This is a genomic window from Saccharothrix syringae (genome assembly GCF_009498035.1).
GTDB lineage: Bacteria > Actinomycetota > Actinomycetes > Mycobacteriales > Pseudonocardiaceae > Actinosynnema > Actinosynnema syringae.
In genome coordinates, this window is sequence record NZ_CP034550.1 from 2,949,263 (window position 1) to 2,966,760 (window position 17,498).

Consider the following 17,498-nt stretch of genomic DNA (forward strand, 5'->3'; position numbering starts at 1 on the left):
CCGGTACGCCCTACTTCGGCGCCTGGAAGCCGCCGATCTCCCGCTCCAGCAGTTCGGCCAGCCGCAGCGGGGTGCGGTCCTCGAACACCGGGCCGATGAGCTGCACCCCGACCGGCAGCCCCTCGGGGGACCGGCCCGCGGGCACGGCGGTGGCGGGCAGGCCGGGCATGGTGGCCAGGCCGGCCCAGACGAGCTGGTCGAAGTAGGGGTGCTCGGCGCCGTCGACGGCGATGCGCCGTTCCATCGGGTTGGGGTGGTGGTCGTGCGGGAACGCGGGCGTCGGCGTGATCGGGCACACCACGGCGTCGAACTCGGCGAACAGCCGCCGCCAGCCGTGGCGGTGGAGTTCGCGGCGGTTGTTCGCCTCGATCCAGTCGCGGTGGCTGAACACCAGGGCGCGCAGCCGTGCGGTGTCGAGGCTGTGGTCGTCCGCGGCCAGGCCGGCGATGCGGGTCAGCAGTTCCTCGTGCGATTCCATGGGGAAACGCGCGACGGAGCCCGAGACCAGCAACTGCATGTAGAGCGTCGCGGCTTCGGTGAGGTCGGGCAGCAGCGGGCTGTGCCGTTCGACGCGGGCGCCGCCGTCGGCGAGCGCGTCGGCCACCCGGTCCACGGCCGCCCGCACGGCGGAGCCGGTCGGGATGAGCGGGTGGTCGTCGAGGACGAGGACCCGGAAGTCGCGGAGCCGGTCGTGGCGGGCGGGCGGCAGTGCCAGGCGGTGCGCCTTGCCGAGGGTGAGCGGGTCCGGTCCGGCCATGACGTCGAGCAGGAGCGCGAGGTCGCGGGCGGTGCGCGCCATCGGGCCGACGACGGCGAGGTCGAGGTCGACCGGCAACGCCGGCTCGGACGGCGCGACCATGCCGCGGTTGGCCGCCAGCCCGAGGGTCGGCTTGTGCGCGTAGACGCCGCAGAAGTGCGCGGGGGTACGCAGCGAGCCGGCGATGTCGGAGCCGATGGACAGCGCGCCGAACCCGGACGCCAGGGCCGCCGCCGACCCGCCGGAGGACCCGCCCGGCGTGCGAGCGTGGTCCCACGGGTTGTTGGTGGTGCCGTAGATCTCGTTGAAGCTCTGGATGTCCTGCAGCCCCAACGGCACGTTGGTCTTGCCGAGCACCACCGCGCCCGCGGCCTTGAGCCGCGACACCTGCACCGCGTCCTCGGCCAGCACGTGGTCCCGGTGCGGCGGCATGCCCCAGGTCGTGGGCAGCCCGGCGACGTCGTACGACTCCTTGACCGTCACCGGGACGCCGAGCAGCGGCCGGTCCTCGCCACGCGCGCGTGCCAGGTCGGCGCGGTGCGCGGCGGCCCGCGCGCGGTCGAAGTCCGGCACGCAGATCGCGTTGACCACCTCGTCGTCGCGCTCGATGCGGGCGATCGCCTCGTCGGTCAGCTCCACCGAGGTCACCGCGCCGGCGCGCAACGCGGCAACGAGTTCTTCGGCCGCATGAAAGCTCCATTCCATGAATTCGAAGCTATCGGCCTGCCGTGGGAGCCATAAAATTCCTTTTTGCGCAACGGAATGTCTGAGGAATCTCGGCGGTCGTGCGGTAGCTTCCGCGGGGTGAGCGCTTTGCAGGCCGAGGTCATCGCGACGGAACGGCTCGACCTGGTGCCGTTGCGCGTGGAGCACGCCACCGAGATGGCCGAGGTGCTGTCCGACCCGGCGCTGCACGCGTTCACCGGTGGCGCCCCGGATTCCCCGCGGGAGCTGCGGCGTCGCTACGGTCGCCTGACCGCGGGCTCCCCGGACCCCGGGGTGGACTGGCTGAACTGGGTGGTCGCGCTGCGCGCCGAGGACCGCCTCGTCGGCACCGTCCAGGCCACCCGCGTCCACGACGACCACACCGAGATCGCCTGGGTGGTGGGGACGCCGTGGCAGGGGCGCGGCATCGCCGCGGAGGCGGCCCGCGCGCTCGTCGACTGGTTGCGCGGCAAGGGGGTTCGCACCGTCGTCGCCCACGTGCACCCCGACCACCACGCCTCCGCCGCGGTCGCGACCGCGGCGGGTCTGGCACCGACCGACCGGTACCACGACGGCGAGGTCGAGTGGCGCTCGACGCCCCGCACCGACCCGGCAGCCGACGGACCGCGCGACCGCGGGTGACGGCCGGTATCGCGGTTGTCCGGTCTGGGATCATGTCGGGGTGGGAGAGGCGCGTTTCGGGGTGCTCGGCGAGGTCCTGCTGGAGATCGACGGGCAGCCCGTGGACGTGGGGCACGTGCGCCAGCGGCACGTCCTCGTCGCGCTGCTGGTCGACGCGGGCCAGGCCGTCCCGGTGGAGCGCCTGGCCGAGCGGGTGTGGGGCGACCGGCCGCCGTCCGACGTGCGCAACGCCCTGTACGGCTACCTGTACCGGCTGCGGCGGGTGCTGGCGGGCTCCGACGCGGGGATCACGCGTTCCCCGGCCGGTTACGCGCTGCGGGTCGACGGGGCCGCGGTGGACCTGTTCCGGTTCCGCGAGCTGGTCCGGCGCTCCCGCACCGAGGCCGACGAGGACGCCCTGGCCTCGCTGGAGCAGGCCCTGGGGCTGTGGCGGGGCGAGGCGTTCGCCGGGCTGGGGCTGCCGTGGCTGGACGAGCTGCGCCGGACCCTGGAGCACGAGCGGCTGGGTGCGGAGCTGGACCGCAACGACGTCGGCCTGCGGCTGGGGCGCCACCACGCGCTGCTGCCCGGCATCTCCGCGCTGGCCGCCCGGCACGAGCTCGACGAGCGCGCCGCCGGTCAGCTGGTGCTCGCGCTGCACCGCTGCGGGCGGCAGGCCGAGGCGCTGGAGCACTACCGGCGGGTGCGGGCGCGGCTGGTGGAGGAGCTGGGCGCCGAACCCGGGCCGGCGCTGCGCGAGGCGCACCGGCGGGTGCTGGCGGGCGATCCGCCGACCGGCGGTGAAGAGCCGGACCCGGAACCACCGGGGCGGGACCGGGCCCCGGTGCCGCGCCAGCTCCCCGCCCCGCCGACGCCGTTCGTCGGCCGCGCCGCGCAGCTGGCCCTGCTGGACAAGGCGCTGACCCCGCCGGGCGGTACCGGCGGCACGGTGCTGATCTCGGCGATCGGCGGCGCGGGCGGGGTCGGCAAGACGTGGCTGGCCCTGCACTGGGCGCACCGCAACCTCGACCGCTTCCCGGACGGCCAGCTCCACGTGGACCTGCGCGGCTTCGACCCGGTCGAGGAACCGGTGCCGCCCGCCGTCGCGCTGCGCGCCTTCCTGGAGGCCCTGGGCGTGGCACCGGGCGCGGTGCCACCGGACCCGGCGGCGCGCACCGGCCTGTACCGCAGCCTCGTGGCCGACCGGCGGCTGCTGGTCGTGCTGGACAACGCCCGCGACACCGCCCAGGTCCTGCCGCTGCTGCCGGGCAGCGCCTCGTGCACCGTGCTGGTGACGAGCAGGCACCAGCTGACCGGCCTGATCACCGGGCACGGCGCCCGGTCGCTGCGGCTGGACGTGCTGGACCGGGGCGACGCGCGCGAGCTGCTCGCCCACCGGCTGGGCCACGACCGGCTGGCCGCCGAGGCCGCGGCCACCGACGAACTGCTCGACCACTGCGCCGGGCTGCCGCTGGCCCTCACCGTCGCCACCGTGCAGGCGTCCGCCGACCCGGACCACCCGCTGTCCGCCCTGGTCGAGGAGTTCCGCGACGCCGCGCTGCGGCTCGACGCGCTGGACGGCGGCGAGCTGAGCACCAACCTGCGCGGCGTCTTCGCGGCCTCCGAGCGGGCCCTGCCGCCGGCCGCCGCCGAGGCGTTCGCGCTGCTGGGCCTGGCGCCGGGCCCGGACATCGCCCGGCCCGCGGCGGCCCACCTGCTGGACCTGTCGCCGGCCGCGACCCGCGCGGTGCTGCGCGAGCTGCGGCGCGCCCACCTGGTGCAGGAGGACCCGCCCGGCCGGTACCGGATGCACGACCTGGTGCGGCTGTTCGCCGTGGAGCGCGCGGGCGACCGGGTCGCGCCGGTGCGGCGGCTGGTCGAGTGCTGCGCGGACACCGCGCTCGTGGCGGACGCGCTGCTCAACCCGCACCGCCCGGTGGTGCCGCCGGGCGGTGCGGCGCTGCCCCTGGCCGACCGGGAGGAGGCGTTGGCCTGGTTCGACGCCGAGCACGCCAACCTCGTGGCCGCGCGGCGGGCGGCCGTCCGGCACGGCTGGGACGAGCTGGTGTGGCGCCTGGCCTGGGGCACGACCTCCTACCACGCCACCAGGGGGCGGCTGCGCGACCTGATCACCGCCTGGGAGGAGGGCCTGGCCGCGGCCGAACGCCTCGGTGACGAGCCGGGCCGGGCGGCGGCCCACCGCATGCTGGGCGACGCGTGCGCCCGCATCGGCGACCCGGTCGGCGGGGTGGCGCACCTGGAGGAGGCGCTGGTGCTGGCCGAGCGGTCGGGCTCCGAGACCGACCAGGCGCACGTGCACCGCACCCTGGGCATCGCCTGGGAGCAGCGCGGCGACGTCCGCCGGGCGCTGGAGCACGCGACCCGCTCGCTGGAGCTCTACCGGCGGCTGGGCAACCCGGTGTGGACGGCCACCGCGTTGAACTCGGTGGGCTGGTGCCACGGGCTGACCGGCGACTACGACCGGGGGCGCGCCCACTGCGAGCAGGCGGTGGAGCTGGCCGGGCGCGGCGGCTACCGCGACGGCGTGGCGGACGCGCTGGACAGCCTGGGCTACCTGGCGGTGAAGGCGGGGCGGCACGGCGAGGCGATCGACCACTACACCCGCGCCCTGGAGCTGTTCCGGGCCTCGGGCAACCACTTCCAGGTCGCCAACACCCTGGTGAACCTGGGGGACGCGCACGCGGCGCGCGGCGTGCCGGCGGAGGCCCGGGCGGCGTGGCAGGAGGCGTTGCGCCTCTACCGCGAGCACCACCGGGTGCAGGCCGCGCAGGCGGTCCAGGAGCGGTTGGCCCGCCCGGAGAACATGCCCTGACCTGCGTATACAAGATCCTCCACAGATTACCGCGAAACCCCTGGCGCACAGTGGTGGCGAACCGTCGCGAGGGGGGAGGGTCATGGACGCGGGTGGCACGGGCACCGGCATCGTGGTGGGCAAGGAGAACGTCCTGGAGATCGGGGCGGCGTTCCAGGCCGAGGCGCGGCGACTGGACGAGCTGGTCGGCGGCCTCGCCGAGCGGATGGTCACCCGGCCCGCGCTGGGCGACCCGGCGAGCGTCGACTACGCCGAGGAGCTGAACCAGCGGCTGACCTTGCGCGAGGACTCCTACACGGCGCGCGCACGGGGGTACGTGGCCGAGTTGCGGGGGATCGCGCGGCAGTGCGAGGCGTCGGCGCGCGCCTACGGCTTCACCGACGACGAAATCGCCGCGGCGTTCGGCAAGGGGGGATGAGCGGTGGCGGTCGGGTACTACCGGTACGAGGGTTTCCCGCTGGAGCAGAAGATCGAGTGGATCCGGCAGGGCGCCGGGCCCGCCGCGCTGGCGGACGCGCGTGCGGCGCTGGTCGAGCTGACCGACGCGCTGGTCGAGTCCGAGCAGCGGCTGCGGGACCTGGTCGCCCGGCTGGGCGGCGAGTGGGAGGGCAGCGCCGCGGTCGAGGCGGCCGCCGCGGTGCGGCAGGCGGCGCTGTGGTCGGGGGACTCGGGCGCGCTGACGCAGACCGCGGGCGCGCAGGTGGACCTCCAGGCCGAGCAGGTGCAGCGGACCACGTACGCGATGCCGGGATCGGCGCCGCGGCCGGAGTACGGCTTCGACGACGCGCTGGGCGACAGCTTCAACCTGAGCACGCAGAACCTGTTCGACGTGCAGACCGACTTCGACGAGCAGGTGGCGCGGCGGCGGGCCGCGGACGCGGAGGCCAACCGCGTCCTCTACGAGCACGAGGCGGCGTGCCGGGCGAACGTCGAGTCCCTGCCGGTGCTGGCGGAGATGACGCGGGTCACCGCGGAGTTCGAGCCGCCGGCCACGGTTCCGCCGCGGGTGGTGCCGGTGGAGCTGCACGAGCTGACCCGGGAGCTGGTCACGCGGGAGCGCGACGGCGAACCGCGGCGCACCGGGGACGACGAGCCGCGCGGCCGGGGCGACGAGCGCGACGACAAGCCGGCGGACAAGCCGGACGACGAGCGTGACGACAGGTCGGGCGACGAGCGCGGCGGCAGGTCGGACGGGCGGGACCGCGAGCCGGGGGAGGTGCCGCCGCACGGGCCCCGGAGCGGACCGGAGGAGGTCCTCGGACCGCAGGCGCGGCAGGACCTGGTCAACACCTCCGCCGTGGCGCCCCCGGTCGAGCAGCCGGGCACCCGGCCCCCGGTGGGCGGGGACGTCCACCAGCCCGCGCCGCGGCCCGGCGTGCCCCAGCCCGTGGTGCCCCCGCTGCCGGTGGGCGGGATCGGCGGGCGCGACGTGCCGAGGCCGTCGACCGGCCGGGCCGGCGGGATCGCCCCGCCCGGCTCCCGCCCGGGGGGATCGGCGGGCGGACCGGTGGTGGGCGGCCGGGGCGGGGTGCCCGGCGGGGTCGCGCGCGGCGGGGTCGCGCCCGGCGCGGTGGCCGGCGGGCGCGAGGCGCACCCGGCCCCCGGCGGTCGGTCCGGCGTGCTCGACGGCGCGCGGGGCGCCACGGCGGCCGGGCAGGTGCCGCGCGGTCGGCCCGGCGCGCTCCCCGGCGGGGCGTTCGGGCAGCCCGGTGTCGCGGGGCGGGGTGGTGAGGGCCCGGCCGACGCCGACCACACCGACCGGTACTACGTGCGCGACGACGACCTGTTCGGCGTGGACGACCGGCCGGGCGTGGCCCCGGCCGTGCTGGGGGAGGACGAGGACCCGAGGTGGTCGTCGTGACCGGGGCGGTGCAGGCCGGGGTGGTGCTCGCCGCGGTGGAGTTCGAGGTGTGCTGGTCGCACCTCGGGCTGGGGGAGCTGCCGCCGGTGCTGGACGCGCCCAGCCCCGGCCGCACCCGCGCGGAGCGGAACGAGCTGGTGTGGCGGGTGCTCGACGACCTGCGGCACCGGGGCCTGCTGCGTGGTCGGGACCTCCACCCCGACCTGGTGGCCGGCTTGACCGCGCTCGCCCGCTTCTCGTGGGCGGTGGACGCCCGCGTGCTCGGCGCGCGCCGGCTGCGGGCGCGGGCGGCGGCGACCGGGCGGCACGGCGTGCTCGCGGTGTGGGAGGGGGACGTCGTCGCGCTGCGGCCGCTCCCGCCCGACGCGCTGGTCGCCGAGGTCGTCCGGCTGGCCGGGGACGCCCCGACCGGCCGCGGCGGGTCGGCGAACGTGCGGGCCGCGTCGCTCGACGCCGCGGTGGCGGCGGGCGGGGACCTCGACGGGCTGGCCGCGGCGCTGGAGGCGCGCGGGGAGCGCCCGGCCGACGCGCGGGCCGTGGCGCGGATGTGCCGGGACGCGCACACCCGCGGCCAGTTCGGGGTCCGGGTCACCGGCCGCGACGGCAGGCCGCGGTCGGCGCCGCGGGTGGTGGCCTTCCACGACACCCCGGCGGGTAGGCACCTCCAACTGCGCCGCGGCGGGTGGGTGACGGTGCTGCCGGCGACCGCCGCGCAGCTGGCGGTCCAGGTCGGGCAAGTGGTGGACGAGGCGCTGGCGGTGCGCTGACCGCACCGGCGGCGGAAGGGGGAGGGACGTGTCGGGCAAGCAGGTCGACACGCGGGTGCTGCGCGCCCAGGCGGCAGCGGCGGGGAACGCCCTGGACAGGTTCGCCAAGGCGCGCACCGAGCTGACCGAGCTGGCCAAGGTGCTGGCCGGGGACCACTGGGGCAGTTCCGCCGAGGCGGCGGGGCTGCGCGACGTGCTGCTGTCCACGCTGATCAACCGCATGGCCGAGGTCAACCAGCTGACCGCCGCGGCGCTGAAGGTCCGCGACGGCCTGCTGGAGACCGCGGACGACGAGGAGCGCACCGAGGAAGCGGTGGCGGACCTGTTCCGACCGGGGAGGATCACGTGAGCCCGCTGGCCTCGCGCAACGACGAGCACGCCGAACTCGTCCGCTTCCTGCTGCCCCTGATCCCGGTGCTGGCCGTGTTCGGGATGAACGCCTTGGACGAGGTGGAGAAGCTCAACATCCGTTACGAGGTGTACGAGCAGCAGCGCCAACGGGCCGAGTCCGCGTTCAAGGCGGTGCGCGAGGGCGCCCAGATCATGGCGGACGTGCGCGACGAGGTCGGTGCCGGCTGGAAGGGCGAGGCGGCCGAGCTGTTCGACCGCTACGCCGGGAAGGCGGTGACCGCGGCGGACGCCGAGACGTCCCTGGTGGACCTGGAGGACCAGGCGATCGGCAACGTGTTCGCCGAGGTGAAGAAGATCGTCGAGACGGCCGCCAACGCGCTGATGAGCCTGTTGCAGAGCCTGGCGGCGGTGGTCTCGCCGGCGGCGGGCGCCGCGGTCGCGCTGGACCGGCTGGTCAGCGGCGGTGAGGGCGCGGACGTGTCGTTCGCGGTGGACGTGACGGCGGCCCTCGAAATCGTCCTGAACGCGATGAAGGAGATCAGCGGCCTGTCGAAGGTGTTCGAGGAGGCGGGCGAGGGGCGGCAGGCGGTGCAGCGGTTCCGGGACGCGGACGGCCGGTCGCTGGGGTCGTTGCTGCTGCTGGAGGCGAAGGACTTCCGCATCGACCCGAATTACTCGACGGGCGCGATCCCCACCGGGCTGGAGGAGCGGGACCGGGCGGACGAGGACGCCTGGGCGCCCCGCTGAGCGCCCCCGGGCACGACGGCGGCTGCCGGGCCGCGTCGCCCGGCAGCCGCCGTCCCCTGCCTGCTAACAGGTGCCGTTCGACTCCTGCAGGCCGGTGTTGGCGCCCGCCGTCCGGCTCACGATGTTCGGCACGCACTCGGCGCGGTCGAGGGTGTAGCCGTAGGGGATGCCGACCGTGGTGGTGGACTTGACGTCGGGCCCGGCGGGGTTGGTGTCGCTGCCGGGGGACGACCAGGTCACGTTGTCGAAGATGTTGCCGCCGACCTGCCAGTACCCGGCCTCGCTGGTGTAGAAGGTGCCGAGGACGTCCTTGGAGTTCTTGAAGTAGTTGTTGTCCACCTTGGCCTTGGCGCCGGCGCGGGAGTTGATGCCCGACTCGTTGAGGCTCACGTAGTGGTTGTTGTAGATGTGGGCGATGCCGCCGCGCAGCAGCGGGGTGCGCGAGTCGATGTTCTCGTACAGGTTGTGGTGGAAGGTGACGAACCCGTTGGAGCGGTCGCTCTCGCTGGACCCGATCAGCCCGCCGCGGCCGGAGTTGCGCAGGGTGCTGTAGGACAGGGTCACGTACTGGGTGTCGTCCTTCATGTCGAACAGGCCGTCGTAGCCCTCCGACTCGCCGCCCGAGGCGAGCAGGTTGACGTGGTCGACCCAGACGTTGCGGACGTTGCTCTCCATGCCGATGGCGTCGCCGCCGTTGGACGTGGGGGAGCCGGACTTCTTGACGTTCCGGATCGTGACGTTGCGGATGATGATGTTGCGGGACTCGCGGATGTGGATGCCGAGCTGGTCGAACACGGCCCCGCTGCCGACGCCGATGATGGTGACGTTGCTGATCCGCTTGAGTTCGATGACCCCCGCGGCCGTCTCGCAGCTGTCGCCCGAGACCTTGGCGGTGTTGCCGTGGTTGATGGTGCCCTCGACCTGGATGGTGATCGGGGTGGAGCTGGCGGCCCGGCTGCACAGGGCCTGGTGGATCTGGGTGCCGGTGGTGGCCCGGACCGTCGCACCGCCCTGGCCGCCGGTGGTCCCGCCGTTCTGGGACGCGTAGCCGGTCGCGACGCCCGCGGGCGGGTTCGTCGTCGTGGTGGTGGAGGTCGTCGTCGTTGTCGTCGTCGTGGTGGTGGTGGTGGTCGAAGTCGACGTGGAGGTGCTGGTGGGCTGTCCGGTGCAGGCCACGCCGTTGAGCTTGAACGAGGTGGGCGCGGGGTTGGAGCCGCTCCAGGAGCCGTTGAAGCCCGGCGTGACCGACGCCCCCGTGGCCAGGGACCCGTTGTAGCTCGCGTTGCGCACCGTCACCGCGCTGCCGGACTGCGAGAACTCACCACCCCACAGCTGCGTCACCCGCTGCCCCGCCGGGAACGACCACTCCAGCGTCCACCCCGACAACGCGTCGCCCAGGTTGGTCACCGTGACGTTGGCGCCGAAACCGCCCTGCCACTGGTTGGTCACGGAGTAGTCGACCCGGCACCCGACCGCCGCATTGGCATTGGTGCCGGCCGCCACCACCAGCCCCCCGGTCAAAGCCGCCACCGACATCGCTGCGGTAATACCGGCGGTCCGACCCCTGGTGTGTTTGCCAATGCGCAGACTCATGCGTCGCCTCCTTGCGAACAGCACTACCGGACAGCGGTCCCGGCGCCACCGACCATTGCCGGCTCGTGGTATCCGCCGTGGTCAGCGCGTCCTGGGAACGCTCCCAGGGAGCATTGCGCAAGATTGTGGAACAGGCAACAAAATTCACATCGGTGAACGGCCGACTTCATTCAAGGACGTGAACTCGGAATTTCGCACCCTGATCATTGCGCCTCCGCGCCCAATGGGATCAGGGCGCGACCGGCCCGGGCACGCGGTGCAGGTAGGTGCCGACCCAGTCGACCGCGTCACGGGTCGGGCGGGCCGGCGGGGCGGGGCGGAAGTTGGCCGCGTCGTCGATGCTGCCAGTGCCGTCGTAGCGGGCGGTCAGCGGGTACGGGAACACCGGCCGGGTGCGCACCACCTCCCCGGCGGCGTTCCGGCCGACGGCGACGACCCGGTCGGGCGCGGTCCCGCGCTCGACCCACGCCAGCAGCGCGGGGAACGGGTCGAACGCGGTCAGCCCGGTGCCGCCGGTGCAGTGCTGGAGGCCGGGCACCATGAACACCCGCGCCCAGCGGCGGACGTCCCCGCCGTCGTGCCGGGCCAGCCGTGCGTAGTAGTCGAGCAGGCCGCGCGGCGGGACGCCCTGGTCGCCCCAGCCGTGCCAGAGGATCAGCCGACCGCCGGCGCGGCGGAACTCGCCCAGGTCGAGGCTCATCGCGTTGCCGCGCGCGCCCTCCACGCCCAGCCGCGCGAACTCGCGGGCGGTGAACTCGAATTCGGCCAGCGACGAGTGCGGCGTGCCCATCGGGTAGCCCATGTACCTGAGGTAGTCGTCCGCGAGCAGGGTGGCCAGCGAGGAGCCGCCGAACTCCGGGATCGGCACGACCCAGCCGGCCCAGGCCGGCTCGGAGCCGCGTTCCTGACCGGCCGGGTAGAGCCGCCTGCCGTGCGCGTCGGTGGGGCCGGCGTACAGCCTGCGCACCACGTCGACCTGGGCCGGGGTGAGGCACGTCGGCCCGTCGACGCCGGTCGGGCAGCGCAGCGCGGCCGGGTCGTGGTCGCACCGGCGCGGATCGTCGATCTGGCCGTCCACCAGGCCGTCGAGGTGGTCGCAGTGCCTCATCACGGCGTCGTGCAGGGCGGGCAGCCGGTCGGCGGTGAGCACCGGGCGGCCGTCCGCGCCGGTGTTGGTCCGGGCCAGCCACGCCTGGTAGACCAGCAGCGGGGACTGGTAGTTGACGGGTGCGCCGGCGACGATGCCGTCGAAGTCGTGCGGGTACCGCTGGGCCAGCAGCAGCGCTTCCCGCCCGCCGTTGGAGCAGCCGCCGAAGTACGAGAACGACGGCGGGGCGCCGTAGAAGTCCTCGATGAGCCGCTTGGCCGCCATCGACACCACGTGCGGCGCGCGGAACGCGAGGTCGTCGCGGGCGGCCTGGTCGTCGGCCGCCCAGGTGCCGTCCGCCGAGGGCACCGGGCCGCCGGCGACGTGCCCGTCGTCGGTGGCGGCGACCGCGAGGCCGCCGATCTCCGCACCGCAGTCGGGGAACGACGGCGACACCAGCGCACCGCAGTACCCGCCGCAGCCGTACTGGAGGTAGCGGCCGGTGTAGGTGGTGGTGGGCAGCTTCAGGTGGAACCGCACCCGCGGCTCGACGTACCCGAGTACCGCGCAGTGCGCGGCCTCGGCGCCCGCGGCCACCGGCTCCGCCCGCGTCACGTGCGCGCGGGTGCCGGGTATCGCGAAGCTCCGGACCAGGTCGGCGCACTCGGCCACGGGCCGGACCACGCCACCCCTGGCGGCCGACGCGACGGAGGCGCCGGAGGTCAGGGAGGCCAGCAAACCGACGACCACCAGCAAGCGGATCACGCGCACCTCGTTCTCGGTCGGGGACGAGCACGCCGGCCGCGCCGTGACCACCCGCCGGTCCCGCGAGCCATCCCGCCACCGACCGGCACCACCACGCCCCTGGCACGCGGTTCGACGGTAACCCCACCCCGGTGGCGTCCGACAGGGCTTCGGGAGCCGCACGAGCGGATCACCGCAGTCATCGACCCGGGTGCCCCGTGCCGCTCGAAGAGCCGTCGTCAGCGGTGGATCACGGGTGCCGCCGCGTCGCCGGCCGGAGTCGTCCCCCGGCCGGCGACGCGCCGCCGATCAGTGCGCGGTCGAGGTCCACCACCGGATCTGCCCGGTCCCGATCTGCTGGATCCTGAGGCTGCCGTCCGCCCGGACGGAGAACTCGAGGTCCGGGTAGCAGCAGGTCCTCGACGCGAACGGGCGTCCGCGGCTGACGTACACGACGAGGTTGCCGTCCTGCTGGAAGATCCCCTCCTGGCCCCGGTGGTCGGTGCCGCTGGCCCAGCGGGCGCGCCCGATCTCGTCGTAGAGCACGAGGTTGCCGTCCTGCTGGAAGATGAGCCTGGACTTCCCGACCTGGACGTAGTCGTTGTAGTAGAAGTGGGTCCCCTCGGAGAGGAACCAGTTGCCGTCCGTCAGGCGGGGGGCCGGTGTGCCGGGTTCGAGGTGGACGGACGCGAGAGGCGCGTACTCGGCCATCGGCGCGACGTCCGCGGTCGCCGCCGGGGCCCCGGCCAGGCCGACCACCAGCACGCCGAAGAGGGTCAGCAACCGCATGAGGCGGGAACGCGCCCCGCCGGCCCGAGTGGTCGGTGCACCTGTTGTTCGCATGGGGAATCCTGTTCTTCGTCGACCTGCCTGGGATGTTCTCCAGCGCATTCCGGAAAAATCGGGAAAGCGACCGCGACCGGCGGGCCGGTTCTCCCCCTCCGGCGCCGCCCGCCCCGATCCCGGGGACAGCATCGGCACCCGGTTCAGTCCGTCAACACAACGTCGTGCGAATCCCCTGTTCAGTGGTGCTGGGCAGGGGCCGGCGGGCATAGACAGGACTTCCCGGGGGCCCGCGGTGCGCGGGAGGGGGAGGGCTGTGCGATGACGGTGGAGCTGCGGGTGCTGGGCGAGGTCGAGCTCCTGGTCGACGGGACGAGGCCGGACCTCGGGCACGCTCGGCAGCGGTGCGTGCTGGCGGTGCTGCTGGTGCAGGCCAACCAGGTGGTCGCCACCGATCAGCTGGTGGACTGGATCTGGGGCGAGCGGCCACCTCGACGGGTCCGGCAGCTGGTCAGCAACTACGTCTCCCGCCTGCGCCAACTGCTGGCCGCCGGCGGTGTCGTGGACGAGGTGGTGGTCGAGCGGCGCGGCAAGGGCTACGTCCTGCTGGTCGACCCCGACCGCGTGGACGTGCACCGGTTCCGCCGCCTGGTCGCCGAGGCCCGCGCCGAGACCGACCGGACCCGCGCGCTGGAACTGCTGGAGCGGGCCGCGGGGGTGTGGCGGGGTGAGGCGTTGGCCGGCCTGGACACCCCGTGGACCACCGCGGCGCGGCGGGGCCTGGAGCGCGAGCGGTTCGCCGCCGACACCGACCGCCTCGACCTGGCGCTGCGGGCCGGGCGGCACGGCGCGCTGCTGCCCGAGCTGACCGACCGCGCCGCCCTGCACCCGCTGGACGAGCACGTGGCCGCCCAGCTCGTGCTCGCCCTCTACCGCGCGGGTCGCCAGGCCGACGCCCTGGACCACTACCGGCAGCTGCGCACCCGGCTCGCCGACGAGCTGGGTTCCGACCCCGGACCGGACCTGCAGCACCTCCACCGGCGGATCCTGGCCGCCGACCCCGCGCTGGCCACCCCGACGACGAGGGCGGACCGGCCACCGGTGGCACCACGCCAACTGCCGGCCACGCCCGCGCCGTTCACCGGTCGCGCCTCCGAACTGGTCGAGCTGGACCGCGCCCTCTCCGCCGCCGCCCCGGACGGCGGGGGCCCCGCCGCACGACCGGGCGCGACGTCGACGAACCCGGCGGCCGGGACGGTGCTGATCTCGGCGATCGGCGGGGCGGGCGGGATCGGCAAGACGTGGCTGGCGCTGGCCTGGGCGCACCGCAACCTGCACCGGTTCCCCGACGGGCAGCTGTTCGCCGACCTGCGCGGCTTCAGCCCCGCCGGGCCGCCGACCGAACCGGCCGACGTGGCGCGCGGGTTCCTCACCGCCCTCGGCGCCGACCCGGACGCGCTCCCGGCGGACCTGGACGCCCTGGCCGCGTCGTACCGCAGCCTGGTGGCCGGGCGGCGGATGCTGGTCGTGCTGGACAACGCCGCAGGCGCCGAGCAGGTCGTGCCGCTGCTGCCGGGCAACGCGACCTGCGCGGTGCTGGTCACCAGCCGCACCAGGCTGGCCTCCCTGGTCGACCGGTGCGGCGCCCGCCACCTGTCCCTGGACCTCCTCACCCGCGGCGAGGCCCGCGCCCTGCTGGCCGCCCGCCTCGGCGACCGGCGCGTCGAAGCCGAGCCCCGGGTGACCGACGAGCTGATCGAGCTGTGCGGGCGCCACCCGCTGGCCCTGGCGATCACCGCCCGGCACGCCGCCACCCGCCCCTCGATCCCGCTGGCGGAGTTCGCCGCCGAGCTGCGCGAGCTGGGCCTGGAGGCGCTGGACCACGACACCGATCCCACGGCCGGCCTGCCCTCCGTGCTGTCCTGGTCCCTGCGCCGGCTCACCGAAGAGCAGCGGACGGTGTTCGCGCTGCTCGGGATCGCCCCCGGCCCGGACACCGACCTGCGTGCCGCGGTGTCCCTCACCGGCCTGCCCGAGGCGCGCACGCGCAAGGCCCTGCGCGTGCTGGAGGACCACTCGCTGCTCGACCGGCACCCGCACGGCCGCTACTCGATGCACGACCTGGTCCGCGCCTACGCCGCCACCACCGCCCGCGACCACCTCCCGGAGCCCGCGCGGCGGGCCGCGCTGGAGCGGGTGGTCGACTTCTACCGGCACACCGCGCACACCGCCGACCGGCTCCTGTACCCCCACCGCCCGCCGGTCCCGCTCGCCCCACCCGCCCCCGGCGCCCACCCCCGGCCGCTGCCCGACCAGGAGGCCGCGCTGGTCTGGCTGGACGCCCACCACCCCCACCTGCTGGCCGCGCAGCGCACCGCCGCCGACCACGGGTGCCACCAGGCCGTGTGGCACCTGGCCTGGGCGCTGAGCACCTTCCACCTGCGACGCGGGCACCGCCACGACGGGCTGGCCGTGTGGCGGGCGGCCGCCGACGCCGCCGAACACCTGCCCGACGCCGGCACCCTCATCCACGCCCGCTGGAGACTCGGGCACGCCCACGCCGAGCTGGGGCGGCACGAGGAGGCCATCGCCCACCTGCACGACGCCCTCGCCGTGGCCGAACGCCACCACGACCCCCTCCAGCACGCCCGGACGCACCACGCCCTCGGGTGGGCCTGGGAGCAGCGGGGGGACCACCGGCGAGCCCTGGAGCACGCCCGCCGAGCCCTGGTCCTCTGCCGCGGCCTGGACCAACCGGTGTGGGAAGCCGATGCGCTCAACTCAGTGGGCTGGTACGAAGCCCACCTGGGCCAGTACGACAACGCCCGCGGCCACTGCCGGGCCGCCCTCGCCCTGCACCGGCACCACCAGGACCTCGACGGCGTGGCGGACGCCCTGGACAGCCTGGGCTTCATCGACCACCACACCGGGCACCACCAGCAGGCCGTCGACCACTACCGGCAGGCCCTCGCCCTCTACCGCGACGTCGGCAACACGGCCGAGGCCGCCGACACCCTCGACTACCTGGGCCACCCCCACGCCGCTCTCGACCAACACGCCCAGGCGCGTGCCGCCTGGCGGGAAGCCCTGGACCTGTACCGGCAGTTGGGGCGCGACACCGACGTCGAACGCGTCCGGGGACAACTCGACGACCTGGACGCGGCGCAGGGGGGAGTCGCCCGCAGCGGGTGACCGACGTGGTCCGGGGAGGTCTCCCGCACCTGAGAACGCCCTCGCCTCCCGGTCAATCCCGTGCTCCTTTTCCCACCGGCGAAGGGGGCAGGACGGCGGCTGGAGGCCACCGGGGTGTCGCGGTACGTTTGGGAGCGCTCCCAGATTGTGGACCCACCCTGCTTGAGGAGCCGAACCATGTTGCGACGACGTTGTCGCCCGGTCACCCTGCTCGCCGGCCTGCTCGTGCCGGCCCTGTCCGCGTTCCTGCTGCCCCCGCCGTCGGTCGCCAGCACACCCCGCACCCACGCGGTGCCGCTCGCCGAACTGACCGTGGTGTCCGAACAGGTGGCGTCCGGTCTCCGGCGCCCGGTCGCGGTCACCGGGCTGCCCGACGGCCGGGTGCTGGTCGTGGAGAAGGCGGGCACCGTCCGCGCCTACCACCCCGACACCGGCCTGGCGGCCGAGCCGGTGCTCGACCTGACCGACCGGGTCGACGAGTCGGACAACGAGCGCGGCCTCCTCGGCATCACGCCCGCGCCGAACTTCGCCCGGACCGGAATCCTCTACGTGTCCTACACGAGCCTGCCCGCCGGCGAGCTGACCCTGGCGCGGGTGCCCCTCGGCGCACCCGAGCGGCTGCAGGTGCTGCTGACCCAGCAGCACGCCGAGTACGGCAACCACAACGGGGGACAGGTGGCGTTCGGCCGCGACGGCTACCTCTACTGGTCGACGGGCGACGGCGGCCACGCGAACGACCCGTTCAAGGCCGGCCAGGACCTCGGCACCCTGCTCGGCAAGATCGTGCGGATCGACGTCGACCGCACCTGCGGGGCGAAGCCCTACTGCGTGCCGGCCGGCAACCCGTTCGTCCGCGTGCCGGGCGCGCGGCCGGAGATCTGGCTCTACGGGCTGCGCAACCCGTGGCGGTTCTCCGTCGACCCGGTCGACGGCTCGCTGTGGATCGGCGACGTCGGCCAGGGCCTGGTCGAGGAGGTCGACCACATCCGCCCGTGGCAGGGCGGCGCGAACCTCGGCTGGTCCTGCAAGGAGGGCACCCCGGTGTTCGACCCGCAGCAGTGCCGGCCGGGCGGGCGGTACACCGACCCGGTCTTCGAGTACGACCACTACAACGACAACTGCTCGGTGACCGGCGGCGTGGTGTACCGGGGGTTCCGGACCCCGGAGGCGTGGGGGACCTACGTCGCGAGCGACTACTGCTCGACCCACGTGTTCGCCGTGCGCCCCAAGCCCGACGGCGGCTACGAATCCGCCACGATCGGCAACTTCCCCACCCAGCCGACCGCGATCGACACCGACGTGCATGGTGAGCTGTACGTGCTCAGCGACCTCCCGGGTTGGCTGAGCCGAGTGCGGTTCGAGCGGGTCAAGCCGGCCTCCGGAGGCAGGGGCGCGCACCGCTGAGACCCGGTGATCCCGGTAAGCCCGGACGGCCATCTGGGCGCGATTGCGGGCTT

At 74.8% G+C, this 17,498-nt stretch carries 13 protein-coding genes; 9 read left to right on the forward strand and 4 right to left on the reverse strand.

From position 1 onward, the window contains the following. Positions 1–10: 10 nt before the first annotated feature. Positions 11–1,462, reverse strand: coding sequence for an amidase (locus EKG83_RS13660; protein WP_033430857.1), 1,452 nt, complete (start codon positions 1,460–1,462; stop codon positions 11–13). A gap of 99 nt (positions 1,463–1,561) precedes the next feature. On the opposite strand from EKG83_RS13660, the gene EKG83_RS13665 reads away from it, so the two are divergent. The 7 genes from EKG83_RS13665 to EKG83_RS13695 all read left to right on the forward strand — a co-directional run bounded on the left by EKG83_RS13665 (position 1,562) and on the right by EKG83_RS13695 (position 8,642). Beyond that, complete coding sequence (locus EKG83_RS13665) at positions 1,562–2,104, forward strand: GNAT family N-acetyltransferase (protein WP_051765652.1); 543 nt, start codon at positions 1,562–1,564, stop codon at positions 2,102–2,104. Positions 2,105–2,144: 40 nt separating this feature from the next. Further along, entirely contained in the window at positions 2,145–4,916 is a 2,772-nt protein-coding gene (locus EKG83_RS13670) for an AfsR/SARP family transcriptional regulator (protein ID WP_033430858.1), read from the forward strand. A gap of 82 nt (positions 4,917–4,998) precedes the next feature. Then, positions 4,999–5,334 (forward strand): hypothetical protein, encoded by a 336-nt coding sequence (locus EKG83_RS13675; RefSeq protein ID WP_033430859.1) that lies wholly within the window; start codon positions 4,999–5,001, stop codon positions 5,332–5,334. Positions 5,335–5,337: 3 nt separating this feature from the next. Continuing rightward, complete coding sequence (locus tag EKG83_RS13680) at positions 5,338–6,777, forward strand: PPE domain-containing protein (RefSeq protein WP_051765656.1); 1,440 nt, start codon at positions 5,338–5,340, stop codon at positions 6,775–6,777. Further along, positions 6,774–7,544, forward strand: coding sequence for an ESX secretion-associated protein EspG (locus tag EKG83_RS13685; protein ID WP_033430923.1), 771 nt, complete (start codon positions 6,774–6,776; stop codon positions 7,542–7,544). Before EKG83_RS13680 ends, EKG83_RS13685 begins: the two co-directional genes overlap by 4 nt. 28 nt (positions 7,545–7,572) lie before the next feature. After that, a complete protein-coding gene (locus EKG83_RS13690) occupies positions 7,573–7,893 on the forward strand; it encodes a hypothetical protein (RefSeq protein ID WP_033430860.1) in 321 nt (106 codons plus the stop codon). After that, on the forward strand, positions 7,890–8,642 hold the full coding sequence (locus tag EKG83_RS13695) for a hypothetical protein (RefSeq protein WP_033430861.1): 753 nt from the start codon (positions 7,890–7,892) through the stop codon (positions 8,640–8,642). The genes EKG83_RS13690 and EKG83_RS13695 overlap by 4 nt, the downstream gene beginning before the upstream one ends. A gap of 63 nt (positions 8,643–8,705) precedes the next feature. On the opposite strand, the gene EKG83_RS13700 is transcribed toward EKG83_RS13695, so the two are convergent. The 3 genes from EKG83_RS13700 to EKG83_RS46845 form a co-directional block, all read right to left on the reverse strand. Further along, positions 8,706–10,178, reverse strand: a complete 1,473-nt coding sequence (locus tag EKG83_RS13700) for a cellulose binding domain-containing protein (protein ID WP_194283015.1) — start codon at positions 10,176–10,178, stop codon at positions 8,706–8,708. Between the two features lie 286 nt (positions 10,179–10,464). After that, the gene (locus EKG83_RS13705; RefSeq protein WP_033430925.1) at positions 10,465–12,093 is read right to left on the reverse strand and encodes a tannase/feruloyl esterase family alpha/beta hydrolase; all 1,629 of its coding nucleotides are present in this window, start codon (positions 12,091–12,093) and stop codon (positions 10,465–10,467) included. A gap of 282 nt (positions 12,094–12,375) precedes the next feature. Next, the gene (locus EKG83_RS46845; protein WP_051765660.1) at positions 12,376–12,855 is read right to left on the reverse strand and encodes a hypothetical protein; all 480 of its coding nucleotides are present in this window, start codon (positions 12,853–12,855) and stop codon (positions 12,376–12,378) included. A 315-nt stretch (positions 12,856–13,170) separates the two neighbouring features. On the opposite strand from EKG83_RS46845, the gene EKG83_RS13715 reads away from it, so the two are divergent. Then, entirely contained in the window at positions 13,171–16,041 is a 2,871-nt protein-coding gene (locus EKG83_RS13715) for an AfsR/SARP family transcriptional regulator (protein WP_033430862.1), read from the forward strand. 177 nt (positions 16,042–16,218) lie between these two features. After that, complete coding sequence (locus EKG83_RS13720; protein WP_033430863.1) at positions 16,219–17,445, forward strand: PQQ-dependent sugar dehydrogenase; 1,227 nt, start codon at positions 16,219–16,221, stop codon at positions 17,443–17,445. Positions 17,446–17,498 lie beyond the last annotated feature (53 nt).

Coding starts and splice junctions, on each gene's coding strand:
- EKG83_RS13660 (WP_033430857.1), bottom strand. CDS start 1,462: ATGGAATGGAGCTTTCATGCGGCCGAAGAACTCGTTGCCGCGTTGCGC.
- EKG83_RS13675 (WP_033430859.1), top strand. CDS start 4,999: ATGGACGCGGGTGGCACGGGCACCGGCATCGTGGTGGGCAAGGAGAAC.
- EKG83_RS13700 (WP_194283015.1), bottom strand. CDS start 10,178: ATGTCGGTGGCGGCTTTGACCGGGGGGCTGGTGGTGGCGGCCGGCACC.
- EKG83_RS46845 (WP_051765660.1), bottom strand. CDS start 12,855: ATGCGGTTGCTGACCCTCTTCGGCGTGCTGGTGGTCGGCCTGGCCGGG.
- EKG83_RS13715 (WP_033430862.1), top strand. CDS start 13,171: ATGACGGTGGAGCTGCGGGTGCTGGGCGAGGTCGAGCTCCTGGTCGAC.
- EKG83_RS13720 (WP_033430863.1), top strand. CDS start 16,219: ATGTTGCGACGACGTTGTCGCCCGGTCACCCTGCTCGCCGGCCTGCTC.